The sequence below is a fragment of the Listeria cossartiae subsp. cossartiae genome, assembly GCF_014224155.1.
Classification (GTDB): Bacteria; Bacillota; Bacilli; order Lactobacillales; family Listeriaceae; genus Listeria; species Listeria cossartiae.
Genome location: NZ_JAASUI010000001.1, coordinates 467,876 through 487,178, shown reverse-complemented (window position 1 = coordinate 487,178; position 19,303 = coordinate 467,876). Strand labels below are relative to the sequence as shown.

The window sequence follows — 19,303 nt, the reverse complement described above, 5'->3', positions numbered from 1 at the left end:
ACCTCACATATAATTTAGGATGCTTAATTTTTGTACCATCACACTGGATTGTAGTGCGGCTTGGTACGCAATCGATGTTTTATTTAAATTACTTACGGCTTCTGGCATATTGACTTCTTCGACATTGGATTTTCGTTCCGCAAAGTCGGTTATTTTGCTAGAAAGGACATTATCGTAGGCAGCAACACCGTTTTTTTGTCCCCCGATATTGGTCATGGAATTCGTGATAATTTCGATGTTTTTGCTGTTGGTTTCTTGCAAGGCAGACAAGGCATCTTTATCGCCACTTTTCATTGCGTCGACGATTTTTTGAATGTTGTTAAAAACATCTGTCAGCGCGCTACCGTCATGGAAAACTTCTACTTGTAACGTATCGGTTACGCGGAAATTTTTATTTTCTGTCGTGCCGTTGTAGATGATTTCGCCGGTCGTTTTATCTGTTGTAAATGGCTTCACGCTCGTACTTGAACCACTAAAGACGTATCTGCCATCATCTTCTGCGTTAGCGACAGAAACAAGAACGTCTAGCAAGCCTTTAATTTCTTCGGCTGACTGAGACATATTATTTTTATCGCTCGTTCCGTTGATTGCTTGAAGCACCAAAGCGTTCACTCGGTTCATCGACGTTGACATGGACGAAAGAGAAGTTTCCGCTGTATTTAACAACGATTTCGCTTCGGTTACGTCTGTTTTTTCTCGATTCAACTGACTAAGCACATGATTATAGGATAAAATTTGCGCTGTAGCACCAGGGTTTTCGCTCATGGATTCATACTTTTTCCCAGAAGACACTTGCAGTTGGTATTTAGCCAGATTTCCTGAAACATTGTTCAACTGGTTAATTATTGAATTTGCTTGTTGATTGGTTGAAATTCGCATCATTTTCCTCCTTATAACATAGCTAAAAGTGCTTTCATCATATCATTCACCGTGTTCATCGCTTTCGTATTGGCAACATAGTAACTTTGGTATTGCATAATATTTGTCATTTCTTCATCGATATTAACGCCTTCGAGAGATGATTTCGACTCGGAAAGAGAGCTTAATGCTTGGGTGTCTGCTGTCGCTGTTGCACTGCTTTTACTCGCATCGGTGGCAACTTCGGTAATAATTCCGTCCATAAAACTTGGGAAAGTTGTCCCTTGAATGTTTTTATCGGTTTTTAAGGAAGCAATATCCGCTGCGATAACACCTAGGAATGGCTTGTTATCTGCATTACTCGTGATGGCTGGATTCAGGATCCATTTGCCAGAACTTTGGGTGAAAATGGGTATCGAAAAATCACTCACATTGTTGACATATGTACTCGTACCAAGCGTATCAATGGGATGGTCCGCGCCGCCAATTGTCAGCGTATCTCCAGAACGAGTCACGCCAGGGAATTTTTCCAGTTGACGTAAAAGTTCATCGCGGTTGCTGAGTAGTTTTTCGTCATTAGGGTTAGCTTGAAGCGCTTCATTGATTTTTTGCAAGTCGTCCATTGTTTTATTGACATTTTTGACTTGGATATCGTCGAGTGCTTTTGCTAGACCATTCGAGAAAGTTTCGATTTTTTCTTGGTAGGATTTAATTTCATTTTGATTCACGCGAACGGAAGCAATGATCGAACCTTCTGGCATGTTGAGTTTTTGCCCATCCACGGAAAATTCAAAGCCTGTCGCTGTTCGAGTGGAAGTGATTTCAGTTGTTTCGTCACCTTGAACAACGAGACGTCCGCCGATTGTTACATCGTATACATCAGGATTATTTGGGTGGGCGCTAACGGAAATCCCCGCATAGCCAGCCATCGTGCTAAGTAGTTGATCACGTTGATTCAGTAAATCGTTCGGCGGATTGGAGCCGGCATTTCCGATAGCTTTATTGATGCTGCCTAGTTTTTTAATTAATGAATTTAAATCTTGAATCGCTGCATCTGTATCTGCCGCAATCGTTGTTTCTAATTCTTTTAAGCCCGAATGAAGTTGGTTTAATTGATCAGTAAAAATCGACATGCTCGATAAAAGTGCTGTTGTATTCGTCGCTTGGTCTGGATTTTTCGCTAGCGCCGCCCAAGCAGTAAAAAAGTTATCCAAATTATCACTTGGCGTATTTTTTCCGGGAGTACCAAATAAATTAAGTGCTTGATTCAGCGCCCCACTTTGGTATAACGAAGCGGATTGTTTGGCGATTTGATTATTGTATTGTGTCGTCAGAGCCGTATTCGTCAGTCTTTTAATATCTGTTACTTTGACCCCGTAGCCCGTTTGTTTCCCGCCAAGAAGCCCTCCATCACCGTATACTGCCGTCTGATCCACGGCTTGCCTAATGTACCCCGGCGTATTCATATTACTAATATTTTGCTGAGCGACCATATTAGCGATTTGCGCCGCTGACATGCCCGATAATGACGTATTAAAATCACTTAAACGCACAAAAAATCCCTCCGTTTCCTTAAAAAGTCTCGTTAATCATCATATTATTTTCGGCTTGTGTTTCCGCGTGATGCCCGGTAATAACGTCTACCATATGTTCCGAAAAAGCTAATTGCATTTCCGTCCTCACTTGGTTCTCAGTAACACTCACTCGTAAAAGATTTTCTTTTTCTAGTAGCATTTTTTTGCGCTCATCAATCAAGGCGTTTTCTGCATCTGTCCATGTTTTTTGGAGATTTCGAAGCGTGCTATCTTCGCCGATGATTGTTTTTAAAGCTTGATATTCATTTTGTAAAGCGGCAAGTTCGCGCTGGAGTGCGAGTTGGTGCTCCTCAGCTTCTATCCAGTTTTCCGCTTGCAATAATTCACCTAATAAATTGGCTTCCTCGGTCGCTTCGACATTTTTTTCGATTAAGCTTTCTAATTGCTTGATTAATTCGTTTTGCATTCCCATCACCTACAATACGACATCGAGAATCATGCCAGTAATCTCACCAATACGGTTTAGCATATCTAAATGTCCAGTTTTTGTATCAATTAAATTCATTACATCATCAAGTTCATTGGTTTGTTTTTCTACTTGTTTTAAAATCGTCATTTTTTGCGAAAACCCGTATTTTGGATGACGACTTTCGATATTATCGTAATCCATCACATTATTTACATAAAAATTCAAAAATGTCTGGACTGCTTTTTTATAGCTCAACACGTTATCTACCGTCATATCCATTTCAACGAGTGACTTTTTATCAGTTACATTCGTAATTAGTTCGTTAATTTCAGTCAGGGAAGGAGTTTGTTTCTTGCCGTTTGCCTTCATTTGTTCAAAATAAAGTTGTTGTGTTTGATTTAATTCTTGCATTCCCCTAACTACATTCGTCTGTTTGGACTGCGAAATTTGGCCAATTGAAACATTATTCATCCTTTTTCCCCCGAAAAACTCATTTTCGCTTTCTAAACCTTATTTTTCTATTTAATTATACTGAAACAACCTGAAAAAGTATATATTTTTTCAAAAAATATCTTTTTTAAAATAAAATAACTAATAATAAAATAATAAATATAGCAACTATCATGAAAAATATTGGTTGTTTGGAGACACTGCGGAAATCTTTGACTAATAAATCAAAAAATGACATTTCTTGTTGTGCGAGTAGCATCATTTTTGTCATATCGCTCGCAAATTCGGCATCTACACTACCTAAAATTCGTTCTGCATCTGTAAAACCAGCTTCGATTTCCATTTTTTGAAACAGTTGTGCGAGTCGTGTGAGTTGGCCTTGCATCCGGTCTAAAATAACAGCGATTCCACCTTGCGTCATTTGGCCGTCTGCTAATCGTTGCAGTTCTTGGAAAAGTTCGGTTAATGGCTTGGTCGCTTGTTGGTGAAAAATTTTGATATTCCCGTTTGGAAACGCGCCAATTTGAGGTAGAAGTTGGTTCATTAATTTTAAGTATTCGCTACCTAATTTCCAGATGTTGATGTTTTCTGCTTGTAATTCATATGGTAATAAGTGGCGCGATTGGAACATATTACCAAATTCGCGTAATACCTTGATCATCCAGTTCGTTTCTTGTCTGGCGTCAACAATTGGGTCTAGTCTTGTCGCATGTTCGATATGCCCTTGGAATTCACGCATCATTTGGATACCTGTTTCCATGTTGCCCGAAGCAATTTGCATCATCCGTAAGAAATCGTATTTCCCGGTTGTTTCAAAAGTTAAAGTTGGCAACATTTTCAGTAAAAAGGAGATTTCGTTCATAATTTTTTGATTGGCTAAAAATAATTTTTGATTCGCTGGATTTTCAGAAAAGTACGCTTCAAAATTATGTTGTTTCATTAGAATCGTACTTAATTGGCTACTAATCTCGCTTCTGACTGTTTGCCATTTAGTAGAATCAGTTGGATTTTTTATTCCCGCCCGCATCACGTAAAAGATTAAATCATTCGCTTTTTTAGCATTGTTCATCATTAGTTTCATATATAATTCTAGGCTCGCTGTACTTGTTCCGTTTAGTTGTAAGCTGCTTAATTCTTTAAAAGAAAAGGATACTGGCGGCGTTTTTGGTACCGCGACTTCTGTGTTCATTTGCGCTTTGACTGTGCCTTCTTTTATAGTTGGATTTTGTTTAATGAGTTCCCGTTCTAGTTGATTACGATTTTCTGCGGATTCTTGAATGCCATCTATTTTCATTCCGTCCACCTCACTTCTGCTTTTATTTCATTGCTCTATTACCCGAAAAAATAATAACGCCAATAATCATGAGCGCTGGAATCCAAAACGGGATACTGCTTGATTTGTTTTTAGTTGAGGTTTCTTTCTTTGCCTGCTTTTTAGAAGTATTTTCGCTTGTCTCAACAGATGGTTTGGCTTCTGGTGTCGTTAGTATTGGTTCTTTTTCGTTTGGTATTGCGGATGGTGGTGCGATTATTTCTTTGTCGGGTGCCGGTATTACGGGTGTGATTTCTTGGCTGATTTGTTCAGAATAAATTTGACCATCCCAGTCCGTCCAGTGCAGTGTGACTTTTCCAGTTGTCGTGATTTCTGCGCTTGTGAAGCTGTTTCCTGTGCGCTTAACAGGGATTTTTTGACCATTCACTTCGATATATAAGGAAGAAATTAAGGCAAAATCGGGATGAATGATACCTGTTAAAATGGTGTTCTTTACGAGCTGAATTTCGCCAAAAGGTTCACTCGTGGAACGGATGAGCATCGCTTGACTCATTCCTTGAATTCGGACGATTTCACCTGATAGCTCTGCTGGCAAAGTGAGGCTTCCTGTCCATTCGGTCGCTGTTTTTTGCCATTTTAGCGGGATTGTCTCGCCGTTTGCTGTTTCGAGCTTAGGAAATTCCGTTGTATATTTGTCGAGAGTTAGTTCGATTTGCTGGCCAGCTTGGACGATTTTTTTCTGCATATTCGTTATTTCGCTGCCGTCATAACGCAAAACAGACGCTTTCGGTTGGTATATGAACACGCTATTTTCTAAATCAAGCGTAGTTTCATTCTCCGCAAAATCAACTAATTTCAATTGAAAACTGAGTTGCTCTCCTGGCCGAAATTTTTCTAACGTTACTTCACCGTCAAATCTTCCTGTCCAGCCATTTTGAACAAGTTCGATTTCTGACTCATGAGATTCGCTGTGGATCAACAATATCGCTTGTTTCACACCAGATTCCGCGTCAACCAAATCAGCTGACACAGAAAGCACACCCGTTAATAAAACATCATCATCGTGCGCTATTTCCAATTTTTTCAAACTAGGCGCCGTTTCATCTTTTGCAACTTCTCCGCGCTGTTTCACTTCAAATAAATCAGCCACAGTCACAACCGGTTCCACGCTCCCCGCCTTAAAAATTTCAGCTCGGTAATTCCCGTCCAAATCCCAGTCCGTTACCGTATACGCCTCGCCATCCAGCAACCTTTTCTGTCCATGTTCATTCACCAAAACAATTTTTAGATTTGCCGCATTTTCAATATGAAACGAAATCACTTCACCCGACGAAAAAACACGCTGTTCCTTTTCAAGCGAAATCGTTGGAAGTTCCTGGTCTGCTGCAAAAGCTTGAATCGAAAAAAACATCCAAAATAAAATTGTCATCAGTCCAAGTTTCCGCACATTTTTCACCTTACTAACTCAGTCATTTGTATGCCAAAATGATCATCTACGCGCACTAAAATTCCTTTGCCAATCGTCACGCCATTCAGCGCTAAGACAAGAGGTTCATTCATGCTTTCTTTCAAGATAATCACGTCTTTTTCACACCATGAAATAAATTTTTCCAGTTTTACTTTTGCTGTGCCGAATACCACTTCCAAAGTTACCGGAATATCTTCCAAAATTTGTTCCATTTCAGAAAGTGTTTCTTTCTCTTCCACAACGATTGGTTGCACTGGTTCGGCTGGTTTTTCAGGCTCGATTATTTCTGCTGGCGGTGTTTCTTTCTCTGCAACTTCTTTAGCTTGAATCGCGAGCATTAATTGCGCCATTTCTTTAGCCGCTGCTGGATTAAAAATTTGGTACATTGGTGTTTTTAGTAAACCTTCTACTTCAAGTGGGAAAATAACTTCGACGGTTTTCCCTTCCTCGATGTTTTTTTGAATCATCGTATCGCCAAAATTGCAGAATTCCATCGTTGGCGGGCTAATATCAATTTTTGTTCCGAGCATTTCTGACATTGCTGTTGCCGAGAAGCCCATCATTTGGTTCATTAACTCCTGTACGGCACTTACTTCCAGTTCAGTCAGCTCTGCGGATTCTTGAACCACGCCGTCCCCCATCATCATCAAGTCAGCCATGATTAAAGCCGCATTTTTGCTAATGATAAAGGTATTGCTTGAGCGCAGCCCTTCGACAAATTCCACACTCGTTACTAGGCAAGGACGTTCATTAAACTCGAACTCTTTACTGTCAATTACGCGTGCGGTCGGGACTGATAGTGAAACTTTTCGGTTAAGTAACTTGGATAAAACCGTTGAAGCCGAACCGATGCCGATATTGCAAACTTCTAAAAAGACATCTAATTCTTCGGCAGTTAAACTGATTTCTTCTTTGACAGGCTCTGGCTCTGGAACGGTATCACCAAGCAATCTTTTCGCAAGTTCACGTCCTTTATCAACGGGAATGAGTTGCATTAAATTCGATGTAATTAAGTCGCCGATAATTAAATCAAAGCCTACTTTTATCATCGTTTGGTCGTTCGTATCTTCTAATTGCTCTTTTAGCGCGATGACTTTAATGTCTGGTGTCGTAATATCAATCATTTCGCCAAACATATTGCTCATTGCGGTGGCGGAATGTCCCATCATTTGATTCATCGCTTCTTGCACGGCGCTGAGATGAAGTTCCGAAAGTTCTTCGTTCGGATCAATGTTGCCATCGCCCATCATCATTAAGTCCGCGATAGCCGCAGCCACTTCTGATTGCAGAACAAATAAATTCCGCATTTCGATTCCTTTATGGAAATTCACTTCTAACACGACATGTGGAATATCAATGTCTTTCGTATTATATAAATCAACAATCTCCACTTTTGGTGTTGAAATGGTGACTTGTTGGTGTAGTAAATCAGATAAGACCGTAGAAGCTGAGCCAAACGAAATATTGGCGATTTCTCCTATCACATCTAGTTCCATTTGCGTGATATTTTTCTCTAGTAATTGCTCCACTTCTACCTCTCCTGCTCTGTCCGCCCTGTATGACGCATAAATTTAACGGCTTTTTGGTTACCACTTTTTCCCATATAACATTCAAATTTCCATTTTTCGGTGACATAGCCTTTGAGTGTATCGCGTATGTGTGTTTCTGTTAGAAGGACGTCGCCTACTTCAAGCTTGTTGAGCTCTTTCCACGTTGTTTTAATTTCACCCACACGAATGCGCGCTTCTTTTTCGACTTGATGCAATTCTTGCTCGACTTCCGCATCAAAATTCCGCCGTTTATCAAATGTATATTCGACGACATTTTCCAGTTTGTTCATAATCTCTTCCACCGAGAAAAATGGCACGCCAATGCGCATTGTACTAATCCAGAACTCAGACTTAATATCGACACTGACAAGCGCCATCATGTCGTTTGGTGATGTCACGCGCAGAAGTGCTGGGTTGGTTTCGATATTAACGATTTCTGGTGAGATTGGATGCACCGATTTAAAGCTATCTTTAAGTGCCTCACAAAATTTCTCTAAAATAGATTTCAACGTCAACTCTTCAAAAACGGATAACAGTCTGCGCTCGCTTAATTTTCGTTTTGGATTCCCGCCAGATAAACATTCATGAATATAAATGATATAAGCTAAATCGAGTTCGATAATAATTTGACCGAGCTCCGGATTACCAAGGTCGATAATGCAGAAAATATAACTATCGTTCGGCATTGTTTCAATGTAGCCACTCGCAAAAGACACTTGATCTGCAAGAGTTGCTTCGGTATGAATCGGAATCCGGATACGCTGGGAAACAAACTCCATACTTTTTTTCGTAAAAGCAGATGCAATCGTTTTTAAACTTTCGAGGTGTTCTGCACCAAATTTCTCAGGTTTATGAAAGTCATAGGGATGAAAGCGCCCAAAGTCGCCAATTTCCGTACTTTCATCGACTACCTTACCTTCACTCATTTGCGAAAGCAGGGCGTCAATTTGTTCTTGACTTAATTTATCGCTCATTTTTTGTCACTCCCTAGCTCTCATGAAGAACTTCCCTCTCCTAATTTCGTTATTTTGACAAACATCTTACCGTCTTTTGTCAAAATCTCGCCGTAACCGATGCATTTGCCGGAAATAGTAATTTTGACCACATTAGCTGTGGAATCTTCTAATCGGAAAACGGTCCCTTTTTTTACATCTAGCAAACTACCAACTGGCTGTTTCGTGCGTCCTAGTTCGAAGTCGATTCTGAGTGGAATAGTATGATTAATTTTCATTTAGCTAAACTCCCTACTGAATCAAGTTCACAATTTGTTTCATCACGTCATCCGCCACACGAATAACTTTTGTATTGCCTTGGAAACCACTTTGATATGTCATTAAGTTAACGAATTCACGGGACAAGTCTACGTTTGATCCTTCTAGGGAAGAACCACTAATTCCGCCAGCGCCATTTTGGCCAGCAACGCCGTAAACTGCATCTCCGGAAGATAATCCTGGAAGATATTCGCCGTTCCCCATTTTAACTAAGCCGTCTTCGTTGGAGAAAGTTGCAACCGCGAGTTGGGCAACTGGAATAACGGTACCGTCTGAATAACTCACTGCGATGTAGCCAGCATCCGTTACTGCGTAGTCTTTTACTGTTGCAGCGCCTTTTCCGTCAGAAGTTGGTGAGAATACTTGGTTCGTTCCGTAGTTGGTTAAGCCACTTAAGTTTAAGTCCATATTGACTTGTTTGCCGTTTACTGTGGAATTAATTTGGATATTTTTTAGTGCGTCAGGGTTTGTTAGCTCGCCTTGCGCATTGTAATTTAGCGTTCCAATTACTGGAGGAGTAAGTGCTTTTCCGTCCATTTGAATTTCATATTCGTAGGAAACATTACCGCTCGCATCTGGTGTAGCAGCTTTGATGTTGACTTGAAGTTTATGTTTTCCGCCAGCGTTATCGTATACAGAAAGCTCGGAAGAAATCGTATCTTTTTCGCCCCAATCAAGCGGGATGTTACCGCTTAGGCTACCATTTTTTGTTGCTTCCCCTGGAATGGCGCTATTTAGCGGGATTTGAATTGGTTGTAAGTTGCCGTTTAAAACGTTGCCATTTTTGTCTGTTGCGTAGCCCATTACGTATTTTCCTTGTTGGGTTGTTAAGTAATTGTTGTCGGAAACGGCAAAGCTACCATCACGTGTGTAAACGATATTGCCGCCTGCGTTATCACCAGCAATGAAAAAACCGCGACCTTGTAATGCTGCGTCTTTGTTTCTGCCAGTAGATGTCGGCGAGCCAGCTGTATAATCGGTTAAAATCGCACCAATTTTCGAACCGGAACCGAAACTCATTGGGTTTGTTCCAGCATAAAGTCCGCCTGCAACAGATCCCATTGTGTTTTGGTAAAGTAAATCATTGAAAACGACGCTTTGTTTTTTGTATCCTGTCGTGTTGGCATTGGCAATATTATTTGATGTTACTGATAATGCTTGTTGGAACGCATTCATCCCAGAAATAGCTGTATACATAGTTTGATTCATAATTCACACTCCCAAATTTTTAATTAATTTCTGTTACATATGTCATTGGCACGAGGCTATCGTTATCTTTTAATTTCAGCATGACGCCGTTTGTTGTTTGTTGCACGCTTTCGACTTTGCCGCTAATTACTTCGCCGTTTAGAGAAACACCTTTTATATCCTTACCGATGAAATTAACCGCGGATTGCAAGGCAGAGTTTTGCGCTTGTTCAGAAAGCTTATCTACGGCCGTTGTCATATTGGCTACTTGCTCCATTAAGGAAAGTTGCGCCATTTGCGACATCATTTCATTCGTATCAAGCGGGCTAGATGGATCTTGGTATTGTAAACTTGTTAAAAATAGTTTCATGAAGTCATCTTTGCCGAGCGTTTTCGATACGCTGGATGTCACTGCATTATTTGCATTCTGGCCTGCTCCTGATAAACTACTAATTCCGTCCAAATTACGTCTCCTCCTCTAAATCAAATGCTTCTTGTTTAGCTCTTTCCTGATGTGGATTTTCGCGTTCTTTTTCTTTTTTAGATTCACCGTGGTGTCGACCATCCGAGCCTTGGTTATGCTCTTTCGGTGCTTGTTTTTCGGTCATTGTCACGGCAACTTCTACACCGCGATCTCGGAAGCGATTATGTAAATCTTGCGCCATCTGTTCGAGTTTTTGTTTCGCCGTTTGTTCCTGATATTCGATATGTACAAAAATTTTATCGGGCATTTTTTTTAGTAAAACTTCCACTTTTCCGAGTGATTCCGGTTGAATAGCGAAAAAGGCTTTATTTTGTTTCACTTGAAATTTTTGCAGCTGTTCGATTTGGTCGGTGATGGTTTTATCGAGTTGTTTCAGCGTGACCGGGACTTCTACTTTGGCAGCTGGTGTGAGCTGTTTCGTTGTGTCATGCCAAATGTTGCTTGATTCTGCGGGCTTTTTGACGGCGACTTCTTCTTTCGCGGTTACTGGCTCTTTAATGCTCGCTTTGAAAAGTTGCACGGCTTCTTTTTCTTGAGGGAGTTTGGCAAGGGCTGGTTGGTTTTTCGCAACATTTTCGGCTAGTTTAGGTGAGTCTTTTGTAGGTATGATAAGTTCTGGTGGCGGTTGTTGCTCTCTGGTAGCATTTTTTGTGGGTTCTTTCGGTGTATTTGTTACTGGAGTTTCTATAGCTTGCGGGGCGTTTTCAATTTTGGGTTGATCAATTGCTTGTTTGGCGATTGCCGCAAGTGTTTCTTTCACTTCTTTGAGTTCGAGTGGTGCTTCTTGCAGTTTCGTTTCTGGGGCGCTGTCGAGTAGTTTGGCTGAAACGAGTGGTGGCGCGATTTCTTTTAACGGTGTTGTAGCTTGTTCCGCGTTGTCCGCTTCTCCCTTTAAGAGCGGCGCAGGGCTATTTTCCATTAAAAGTGAAATAAAAGGTAGTTCTACTAATTCTTCTGCTAACGATTCTTTTGGTTCGACCTGTTTTTTTCCGACGACTGGTTGTAGCAAATTATCTGGGATTAGCATGCGTTTTCCTCCCTTTTACTTTAATAGCACCATTTTTAAATCGCGTAATGTTTGTTCTTCTCTTTTATTTTCAAGCTGTTGCCATTTTTTTCGTGTGTCATCGTACATTTTTTTGGCCTGTTTCCCTTTTTCCTCAAGTTGCTCTAAGATTTGTTCATTGCTTTTAATGTACTGGCTAATTTGCGTAATTTCGCGCTCCATTTGTTGAATGCGGCTCGGCGAGAAGGCATCTAGTTGCATGCTTCCGGCTAATACTGCCACTTGGAGTCTTTCTTTTTTCGTTCTCGAGTAATAGACTTCTTTTTCGTGCGCTAATTTTTCTACGACTTTTTCCCGTTTGGATAGTAATAATTGCAATTCCTTTAAAATGGCCGTTTTTTCTTGGTCCACTTTCATTTTCACTGCGTTATACGCCTCTTGCTTCAAATCACTTGCCTTCTTTCTTTAGTCGATTTCTGAAATAACGATCCCGAAGTTCTCGTCCATCAAAATGGCTTCACCGATGCCGACTTTCTTTTCATCGAGGAAAATTTCGACTTTGTGGCCAGGTTTCTTTTCCACTTCGAGGACATCGCCAATGCTTAACTCGGCAATTTCCCCTACTGGCATTTCTTTTTTTCCAAGACGGACAATTAAATTAACGCCAATATTATCAACTTGGCGGATAGAGCCTTTTTCGCGTCCTTCTTGGGGTGTTTCTTTCGGTTCCCATTCAGGAAGTTCTACTTGAAATACTTGTTCCATCATGGTTCCTCCTTAAAATGTTTCTAAATTTAAAATTAATACGACACGGCCATCGCCCAAAATCGTTGCCCCTGAAAAGGCAATTTGACTTTCGCTGAAAAAGCCGCCAAGTGTTTTTAAAACGATTTCCCGTTGACCGATAATATCTTTAATAATAAGTCCAAAAGTACGCTTGGCATTTTTGACAACGAGTAAAAGTAATTCATCTGTGTCTTTTAAAGGTGTTTCGTGGAAGCATTCGCCTAAGTCGAGTACTTCAATAATTGTTTCGCGGTAATTGATTAAGTCTTTGCCGTGAACGTGTTGGATGTCCGCGGGATTAATTGTGATAGCTTCGGCCACGTTCGCAAGTGGCACAGCATAGCGGCGTTCCGATGTTGCAACGAGCATCGACTGGATGATGGATAATGTTAGCGGAATTTCAATTCGGAACGTCGAACCAGCATTTTCGCTTGATTCCACGCTGATTTTCCCGCCAATTTTAAGAATAGTATTACGAACTACGTCTAAGCCAACGCCGCGACCGGAAAGATCTGATACTTGATCTGCGGTACTGAAACCGGAATCAAATAATAAATCAAAAATTTCCGCGTCAGTCATTTTTGTTGATTCTGCTCTTGTAACGACATTTTTCGCAATCGCTTTTTCTAAAACTTTACGTTTATTGATTCCCGCACCGTCATCCGCAATTTCAATCACGACATTGTTACCACTATGGAAGGCTTTTAGATTAATTGTGGCGGTTTCATTTTTCCCGTTTTTACGTCTCACTTCGACTGTTTCAGCGCCGTGATCTACCGAATTACGGATTAAGTGAACAAGTGGATCGCCAATTTCATCAATGACGATTTTGTCGACTTCCGTATCTGCGCCTTCAATCACTAAATCGATTTTCTTGCCTAATTCTTTGGCTAGCGTGCGCACCATTTTTGGAAAGCGATTGAAAACACTGTCCACTGGCACCATCCGCATGTTCAGTAAGCCATTTTGAATTTCTTTGGAGATGGAGCTGAATCGTCCAAGATGCTCCATCAATTCTTTGTTATTGGTTTTTTCTGCGATTTCGTCAATTCTCGCCCGTTCAATGACGCTTTCTTCAAAAACGTTCATTAGCTTTTCGATTTTTTCAAGTTGTACACGAATGGTTTTATTTTCTAATCGTTTGGTTGTTTGTTTTGCGGCTTTTTTGATTGGTTCAATAACCTGAACTTCTTCCACTTCTTCTGTCACAGTCACTTTTTCGATTTCAGAAATATCGAGAATAACCGCTTCGATTTCGTCTTTCGTTTGCGCCGACTCTAGGACTACTTCAAATGACTGCTCAAACTCTTCTAGCTCAATCGCTTCTCTGTCTGGCGTCGTTTCTGAAATAATCCCCATTTCCGCAAGTCGCTCTAAACACATTACCGCCCGCACTGCTTTCAAAATAGCTGCTTCTTCAATTTGAATAGCAATACGATACGTTTTTTCAACTGCTAAATCGGTTTCTTGCTCTGGGTGTAAAAGTGCTTCTAAGTCAGCCACGGTTTTCGAAATATCCGCCGCGCCTTGTCCGCCGTGCTGGATATCCGAAACCATTGTTTCTAAATGAGATGTACATGTAAAAATAATGTCTACCAAATGTTCTGTTACAGCCAATCGATTATTGCGTACCTCATCTAGTACATTTTCCATTGCATGCGTTAAATCAGCCACCTGCTGGAAGCCCATCGTTGCGGACATCCCTTTAAACGTATGTGCTGAACGGAAAATTTCACTTACTAACTGACCGTTCGTCGGGTCTTTCTCAAGCTGTAACAGATTATCATTTAGCGCCTGTAAATGTTCTGAAGCTTCTTCTATAAACAGGTCTAACATATTTGTAGTCATGCTATCCACCTCCATTTCTCTACTTAGCTGCTTTTTCTAACGCCTCTAAAACTCGGTCCGCTTGGAAAGGTTTTACGATAAAGTCTTTGGCACCTTTTTTAATGGCATCAACAACCATACCTTGTTGCCCCATCGCTGAGCACATAATTACTTTTGCCGATGGATCTTTTGCCATAATTTGCGCAAGTGCTTCTAAGCCATCCATTTCTGGCATCGTAATATCCAGTGTCACAATATCCGGTTTTACTTCATCATACTTTTTCACTGCTTCCAGTCCATTTTCCGCTTCTGCAACTACTTCAAAATCGCTATCTTTCACGATATTCTTAATCATCGTACGCATGAACATTGCATCGTCGACAATCAACAACTTCAACATAAAATACAACTCCCATTCCTATACCTATAAATATTTTTTAAAAAAATCGCATAATATCATTTTATAATAAAAATAGGACAATTTCTACCTTTTTCTTAAAAAATATCCGTTTTTTATAATAAAATTATTCAAAAAATAGTTAACCAGCTTAACTTTGGCGCTGCGCCCTATTTGTAATCCAAAAATATTTTTATAAATAAAAAGAAAAGCCCCTCGTCCGGGGTGACGAGAGGCTAAGGGTAAACAATGTTCGATAAATGAATTTGATATGTTATTAGCTGTTAATTAATTGAGTTAACATTTGCGGTGTTTGGTTTGCTTGAGAAAGCATGCTGATAGATGTTTGTGTAAGAATTTTGTATTTAGTCATTTCGGACATTTCAGCAGCCATATCTGCATCTTCAATGGATGAAGCAGATGCTTTAGTTGCGATGGATTGATTGTTCACGTTAGATACATTGTAGCTAAGGCGACTCATACCAGCACCTAGAAGCGCACGACCGTTAGAGATGTTATTGATTAATTCATCAATAGCTTCCGTTGCTTCTTGAGAAGAATCAGCATCAGCAACAGATAATGCACTATAACCAGCAACTGTAGAACCACTACCTAAAGTGATTGTTCCAGCAGAAAGACCTTTCGCATTGAAAAGATCGATATTGATTAAGTCATTAGCTTTATCAGACGCTTGGATGCTTACTTGAGTAGCAGCATTTGTAGCAGTTTGATCTAGTAATTTGATGTTGTTGTAGTTAGTAGTGTCAGCAACGTGATCAAGTTCTTTGATCAAGCTACCGAATTCAGCAGTATATTGTTTACGATCTTCGTCACTGAATGAACCGTTAGAAGATTGTACTGCTAATTGACGCATACGTTGCAAGATTGAACTCATGGAGCTAAGAGCTGAATCCGCTGTTTGTAACAAGTCAATACCCATGGATGAGTTTTTGCTTGCTGCATCTAAGCCTGTAGATTTAACGTTCATACGAGTAACAACTGCAAGACCAGCAGCGTCGTCAAGAGAACTGTTAATACGTTTACCAGATGCTAAACGTTCTTGCGCTTGAGTCATGCCTTCGTTGTTTTTACGAAGATATTCTTGTGTTTTCAAGCTAATGATATTAGTATTTACTTTCATTTGTGTTTCCCTCCTACATTTTCGGTTTAGAAAAGACTGCTCTTCTCTATATGCTTTATTATATCTTCATTTTTTTAAAAAATCAAATGTTTTTTGTTAAAAATATAAAAATAAGTTGTTTTTATTTATATAAAAATGAATAAACGGCTTTATATCAACAATTTTACGTTTTTGTAAATCGTTTTTTTAAAATAAAATGAAGAAGTGTTTGAACAGAAAAGTTGTCCAAACACTTCATTTTATAAAACTAGCTCATCTAAAATATTAATCAGTTGATGAATATTCGGTTTACTTACTTGCGCATCAGCTCCGACACCCGCGCCTTTATGTTCCAGGTCTTCTGTAATTAACGAAGAGAAAATAACAACTGGCAATTCACGGCCAATTTCATCTTCTTTAATTACTTTTGTTAAATGATGCCCGTCCATTTGCGGCATTTCGATATCCGTGATTAACAAGTTAACATTTTCAAACGTTTGCTCTTTTTGTTCTTTGAGCAATTTGAAAATATGTTCTTGTGCTTCGCGACCATTTGCAAAGAACTGCAGATTTGTATAACCGGCCTCATGAAGCGTATCTTCAAGCAGTTGACGCAGCATTTGTGAGTCTTCAGCTATAAAGATTGTCTTCTCTTCACGGTTTACTTTTCGTGCCATGCGGTCTTCACCAGTAACAGCAAAATCGGCATTTCCGCTGATTTCATAAATGATTTTTTCATAATCAAGCAATAGCACTAGATTGCCGTCTAGTTTCACGATACCAACTGCTAATTCTTCTAAACCAATCGATAGTTTTTCTGGTTCTTCAATTTGTTCCCACGAAATACGTTGGATACGATGAACCTCATCTACACGGAAAACGATTTTCATTTGGTTTAGTTCTGTAATAATAAATTTCGTGTTTTCTGGTTCGATTTCGGGTAATTTCATCACACGAGCAAGGTTCACGACTGGCATGATTTCGCCGCGGACTTGGGAAACGCCTTCAATTGCCGGGTTCGAATCTGGTACAGGCGTCACTTCAAGCGGATGAATAATTTCTTTCACTTTTAAAACGTTAATACAAAATAAGTTTTCGCCAACAGTAAATGTAACAATTTCCAGTTCATTTGTTCCACTTTGTAGTAAAATTCCTTTTTCTTCTGTCATATTACTGGCCTCCTATCGATTGTTTGTAACTGTATCTTGCAACATCGTAACTTCATCCAACAGTTTTGCTAAATAACGGTTATTCGGAAATTCATCCATTGCCTCGCTGATTCGGTTCGCGCGGTTTTCGGTATCAATTTTGATTGCCCAAAGGTAAAAACGGAAATCAGTACTAAAATTATCGATGCCTCGTTCTGCAATCGCAAGCGCCTCATCCAGTACATCAGCATCTACTAAATAATTAATTAGGTTGATATAGCCTTGTTTGGTCACTTCGTCTGCATCAACGATATTGTAGAAATCGAGCGCGATATCCGCAAAATCATATTGGAAAAACAAGTCCGCAATATGGCTATTAATGCTGTCATGGTAAACGTGACGAAGCGCCAATAAGTAATCAGCAAACTCGCCTTTTCCAAGTGCAATCGCCCGTTCTAAAACAAATAAATAACGTTTCTTGCTAATTCGCGGACCATTTTCAAAGATAAAATCGTAAATGTCGCCAACATCGCTATTTTTCATGACGCGTTCGATTGGTAATTGCGGATTTTCGTAATGCCATAAACATAAGTCGGCTGCATCAATTAGCTCTTCTTTAATTCCAAATAAAATAGCAGATTCGCTAATTACTGGGAAGACGTTGCGGATCGTTGCGATTTTCACTTCGGTTGCTTCTGCGACTGGCGGATACACATCGGTTAGCGATTGAACAATGAGTTCGGACAATTCCGCGTAACCTTGTTGCGTTGTCATCGAAAGTAAGCGCAAGCCCGTTTCCGTGCTAGAGATAAAGTGATGACGATCCATAAAAGCGAAAATTTCTTTTGGTTGATGGAACTTGCTAAGCAGCATAATCATTTGGAACATCACACCGTAATCGGAACTGTTTTCCGCATAGGCTTTAGAAAAATGAGTCATCGCGCGCGTATAATCTTTTTCCTCTAAGTAAATCGTTCCTAGCATTTTGTGCGGCATAAAATTGGTTGCTTCGTACAACACGATTGGTTGGTAGTCAATAGCGGTATTTTCTAGCAGACTTTGATAAATTTCTTTCGCATCCTCGAGTTGGTGGTTCACATATAAAATATTGGCTTTTTTAAGTGGGAATTCAGGTACATTTGGCCAAATGACTCTTGCTTCTTCGATAATGGCCAAACTTTCGTCATAGCGTTTTTCTTGCTCAAGTAGCTCAGCAATATGATAAGCGCTTAGTTTCGCCCAAATGTAGTGGTTGTGGTCGCGCAATCGGAACGCTTCGGAAAATTCTTTAAGCGCTTCTTTTTTATTACCAAGTCGATTCATTTCTTGCCCAATATTAAAATGCACGAAGCCGCTATTTTTATTATTTTTAACTTCTTTTTCTAACAAACGTAAATTACGGTCTGATTTATCTTGTTTTTCGACAATTTCCGACATATAGCCATAATGATAAATTTTTACTTCAGCAACGCCAGCTGCAATCGGGCGTTTGTCGATTGCTTCTAGTTGTTCATGGATCACGCCGCGGAAGCAAATCGTGCCGTCATTTTTATAAACTCGCGCCATTTGGTTTGTTGTTGTCACTCGCCCTTTTTCCCCTGTAAAGCTAATGATTTGCGCCATTTGAATTGGTTCCGTTGGTGATTTTAACTGTTTTTCTAATTTGCGGTAACTTTCCTCTTCCAAACATTCATCTGCATCAATCGCTAAAATCCATTTTCCCGTTGCATGTTTGGCCGCAAAGTTTCTTGCATCAGAAAAGTTGCCTGTCCATTCAAAGTCATAGACAAAATCAGTGAATTCTTGCGCGATTTCCTTGGTTTCGTCAGTGGAACCTGTATCTACAATAATGATTTCTTCCGTAAATTTTCTAAAAGACGCTAAACTTTGTCTTAAAATATGTGCTTCATTTTTGACTATCATACAAATCGAAATTAACGGCCGCATGAATCTTCCCTCTTTCTATCAATTAATTCACTAATTTTATTTTATCGCTACTCGCACGGTGCAGTAGATGTTTCTTCGCTTTTGGCAAATCATAAATCATACTTTGCACATCGAACGCTTTCGCAACATCGACTGGTATCACATCAGTCGGCTTATCCCCGTTATAAAAACAACAAACCAAATCCATTTTACTAACAATTTGTGCTAAGAATTTCTCATAAGTCGGCTTGGCAATTACCGTATCAAAATAACCAAATGATTGATAGCTACTTCCTAAGCGTTCCAAGTAATCTATCGCGGATAAAAACGGCTCTGGCAAACATTCTTTCGGTGCAAAAGTGTAAATCGACAAGCGCGGAGCCAGATGCTCTTTTTTCAAAAAAAATTGTAACACTTCATTTTCAATCGACTTATAACAAAGCAAGTGAATGTGGTTCACTGGTGCAAATTTTTCGAGATATGCTTGTATTTCTTGTTTGTCATAATCGGTTAACGTATGCGAACCGCTTAAAAAAAGTTGCAAACT

General features: G+C 39.9%; 20 protein-coding genes. All 20 read right to left on the bottom strand.

Annotated features, from left to right (window positions below; all coding sequences use genetic code 11):
• Positions 1–3 precede the first annotated feature (3 nt).
• The 20 genes from HCJ30_RS02495 to HCJ30_RS02400 all read right to left on the bottom strand — a co-directional run bounded on the left by HCJ30_RS02495 (position 4) and on the right by HCJ30_RS02400 (position 19,300).
• Positions 4–879 (bottom strand): flagellar hook-associated protein 3, encoded by an 876-nt coding sequence (locus tag HCJ30_RS02495; protein WP_185391570.1) that lies wholly within the window; start codon positions 877–879, stop codon positions 4–6.
• Positions 880–890: 11 nt separating this feature from the next.
• A complete protein-coding gene (gene flgK / locus HCJ30_RS02490; RefSeq protein ID WP_185390839.1) occupies positions 891–2,411 on the bottom strand; it encodes a flagellar hook-associated protein FlgK in 1,521 nt (506 codons plus the stop codon).
• Positions 2,412–2,430: 19 nt separating this feature from the next.
• Entirely contained in the window at positions 2,431–2,859 is a 429-nt protein-coding gene (locus HCJ30_RS02485; RefSeq protein ID WP_185390838.1) for a Myocilin, read from the bottom strand.
• Positions 2,860–2,868: 9 nt separating this feature from the next.
• Complete coding sequence (locus HCJ30_RS02480) at positions 2,869–3,333, bottom strand: YaaR family protein (RefSeq protein WP_003724438.1); 465 nt, start codon at positions 3,331–3,333, stop codon at positions 2,869–2,871.
• A gap of 106 nt (positions 3,334–3,439) precedes the next feature.
• Entirely contained in the window at positions 3,440–4,606 is a 1,167-nt protein-coding gene (locus tag HCJ30_RS02475) for a hypothetical protein (RefSeq protein ID WP_185390837.1), read from the bottom strand.
• A gap of 22 nt (positions 4,607–4,628) precedes the next feature.
• The gene (locus HCJ30_RS02470; RefSeq protein WP_185390836.1) at positions 4,629–6,032 is read right to left on the bottom strand and encodes a hypothetical protein; all 1,404 of its coding nucleotides are present in this window, start codon (positions 6,030–6,032) and stop codon (positions 4,629–4,631) included.
• A 5-nt stretch (positions 6,033–6,037) separates the two neighbouring features.
• Positions 6,038–7,582, bottom strand: coding sequence for a flagellar motor switch protein (locus HCJ30_RS02465; RefSeq protein WP_185390835.1), 1,545 nt, complete (start codon positions 7,580–7,582; stop codon positions 6,038–6,040).
• 2 nt (positions 7,583–7,584) lie between these two features.
• On the bottom strand, positions 7,585–8,577 hold the full coding sequence (gene fliM, locus HCJ30_RS02460) for a flagellar motor switch protein FliM (protein WP_003721820.1): 993 nt from the start codon (positions 8,575–8,577) through the stop codon (positions 7,585–7,587).
• 20 nt (positions 8,578–8,597) lie between these two features.
• Positions 8,598–8,834: a flagellar motor switch protein FliN gene (locus tag HCJ30_RS02455; RefSeq protein ID WP_003721819.1), complete on the bottom strand. Its 237-nt coding sequence runs from the start codon at positions 8,832–8,834 to the stop codon at positions 8,598–8,600.
• 13 nt (positions 8,835–8,847) lie between these two features.
• Complete coding sequence (flgE, locus tag HCJ30_RS02450; protein WP_185390834.1) at positions 8,848–10,083, bottom strand: flagellar hook protein FlgE; 1,236 nt, start codon at positions 10,081–10,083, stop codon at positions 8,848–8,850.
• Positions 10,084–10,102: 19 nt separating this feature from the next.
• Entirely contained in the window at positions 10,103–10,525 is a 423-nt protein-coding gene (locus HCJ30_RS02445; RefSeq protein WP_185390833.1) for a flagellar hook assembly protein FlgD, read from the bottom strand.
• Position 10,526: 1 nt separating this feature from the next.
• Positions 10,527–11,573, bottom strand: a complete 1,047-nt coding sequence (gene fliK / locus HCJ30_RS02440) for a flagellar hook-length control protein FliK (protein ID WP_185390832.1) — start codon at positions 11,571–11,573, stop codon at positions 10,527–10,529.
• A 15-nt stretch (positions 11,574–11,588) separates the two neighbouring features.
• Entirely contained in the window at positions 11,589–11,999 is a 411-nt protein-coding gene (locus tag HCJ30_RS02435) for a hypothetical protein (RefSeq protein WP_070223336.1), read from the bottom strand.
• An 18-nt stretch (positions 12,000–12,017) separates the two neighbouring features.
• On the bottom strand, positions 12,018–12,317 hold the full coding sequence (locus tag HCJ30_RS02430; protein ID WP_185390831.1) for a FliM/FliN family flagellar motor switch protein: 300 nt from the start codon (positions 12,315–12,317) through the stop codon (positions 12,018–12,020).
• Positions 12,318–12,329: 12 nt separating this feature from the next.
• Positions 12,330–14,186 (bottom strand): chemotaxis protein CheA, encoded by a 1,857-nt coding sequence (locus HCJ30_RS02425; protein WP_185390830.1) that lies wholly within the window; start codon positions 14,184–14,186, stop codon positions 12,330–12,332.
• 19 nt (positions 14,187–14,205) lie between these two features.
• Positions 14,206–14,565, bottom strand: coding sequence for a response regulator (locus HCJ30_RS02420; RefSeq protein WP_003721812.1), 360 nt, complete (start codon positions 14,563–14,565; stop codon positions 14,206–14,208).
• A 274-nt stretch (positions 14,566–14,839) separates the two neighbouring features.
• A complete protein-coding gene (locus tag HCJ30_RS02415; protein ID WP_003738355.1) occupies positions 14,840–15,703 on the bottom strand; it encodes a FliC/FljB family flagellin in 864 nt (287 codons plus the stop codon).
• Positions 15,704–15,942: 239 nt separating this feature from the next.
• Positions 15,943–16,851 carry a chemotaxis protein gene (locus HCJ30_RS02410; protein ID WP_003724426.1) on the bottom strand — a complete coding sequence of 303 codons (909 nt, stop codon included), beginning with the start codon at positions 16,849–16,851 and terminating at the stop codon, positions 15,943–15,945.
• 12 nt (positions 16,852–16,863) lie between these two features.
• Positions 16,864–18,777: a transcriptional anti-repressor GmaR gene (gene gmaR / locus HCJ30_RS02405; RefSeq protein ID WP_185390829.1), complete on the bottom strand. Its 1,914-nt coding sequence runs from the start codon at positions 18,775–18,777 to the stop codon at positions 16,864–16,866.
• A 22-nt stretch (positions 18,778–18,799) separates the two neighbouring features.
• A complete protein-coding gene (locus HCJ30_RS02400) occupies positions 18,800–19,300 on the bottom strand; it encodes a hypothetical protein (RefSeq protein WP_003721808.1) in 501 nt (166 codons plus the stop codon).
• Positions 19,301–19,303: the final 3 nt, after the last annotated feature.

What these genes read in the sequence shown, in the direction of transcription:
- HCJ30_RS02495 (WP_185391570.1), bottom strand. Translation starts at nt 879, where the DNA reads ATGCGAATTTCAACCAATCAACAAGCAAATTCAATAATTAACCAGTTG.
- HCJ30_RS02485 (WP_185390838.1), bottom strand. Translation starts at nt 2,859, where the DNA reads ATGCAAAACGAATTAATCAAGCAATTAGAAAGCTTAATCGAAAAAAAT.
- HCJ30_RS02480 (WP_003724438.1), bottom strand. Translation starts at nt 3,333, where the DNA reads ATGAATAATGTTTCAATTGGCCAAATTTCGCAGTCCAAACAGACGAAT.
- HCJ30_RS02475 (WP_185390837.1), bottom strand. Translation starts at nt 4,606, where the DNA reads ATGAAAATAGATGGCATTCAAGAATCCGCAGAAAATCGTAATCAACTA.
- fliM (WP_003721820.1), bottom strand. Translation starts at nt 8,577, where the DNA reads ATGAGCGATAAATTAAGTCAAGAACAAATTGACGCCCTGCTTTCGCAA.
- HCJ30_RS02455 (WP_003721819.1), bottom strand. Translation starts at nt 8,834, where the DNA reads ATGAAAATTAATCATACTATTCCACTCAGAATCGACTTCGAACTAGGA.
- flgE (WP_185390834.1), bottom strand. Translation starts at nt 10,083, where the DNA reads ATGAATCAAACTATGTATACAGCTATTTCTGGGATGAATGCGTTCCAA.
- fliK (WP_185390832.1), bottom strand. Translation starts at nt 11,573, where the DNA reads ATGCTAATCCCAGATAATTTGCTACAACCAGTCGTCGGAAAAAAACAG.
- HCJ30_RS02430 (WP_185390831.1), bottom strand. Translation starts at nt 12,317, where the DNA reads ATGGAACAAGTATTTCAAGTAGAACTTCCTGAATGGGAACCGAAAGAA.
- HCJ30_RS02425 (WP_185390830.1), bottom strand. Translation starts at nt 14,186, where the DNA reads ATGACTACAAATATGTTAGACCTGTTTATAGAAGAAGCTTCAGAACAT.
- HCJ30_RS02420 (WP_003721812.1), bottom strand. Translation starts at nt 14,565, where the DNA reads ATGTTGAAGTTGTTGATTGTCGACGATGCAATGTTCATGCGTACGATG.
- HCJ30_RS02415 (WP_003738355.1), bottom strand. Translation starts at nt 15,703, where the DNA reads ATGAAAGTAAATACTAATATCATTAGCTTGAAAACACAAGAATATCTT.
- HCJ30_RS02410 (WP_003724426.1), bottom strand. Translation starts at nt 16,851, where the DNA reads ATGACAGAAGAAAAAGGAATTTTACTACAAAGTGGAACAAATGAACTG.
- gmaR (WP_185390829.1), bottom strand. Translation starts at nt 18,777, where the DNA reads ATGCGGCCGTTAATTTCGATTTGTATGATAGTCAAAAATGAAGCACAT.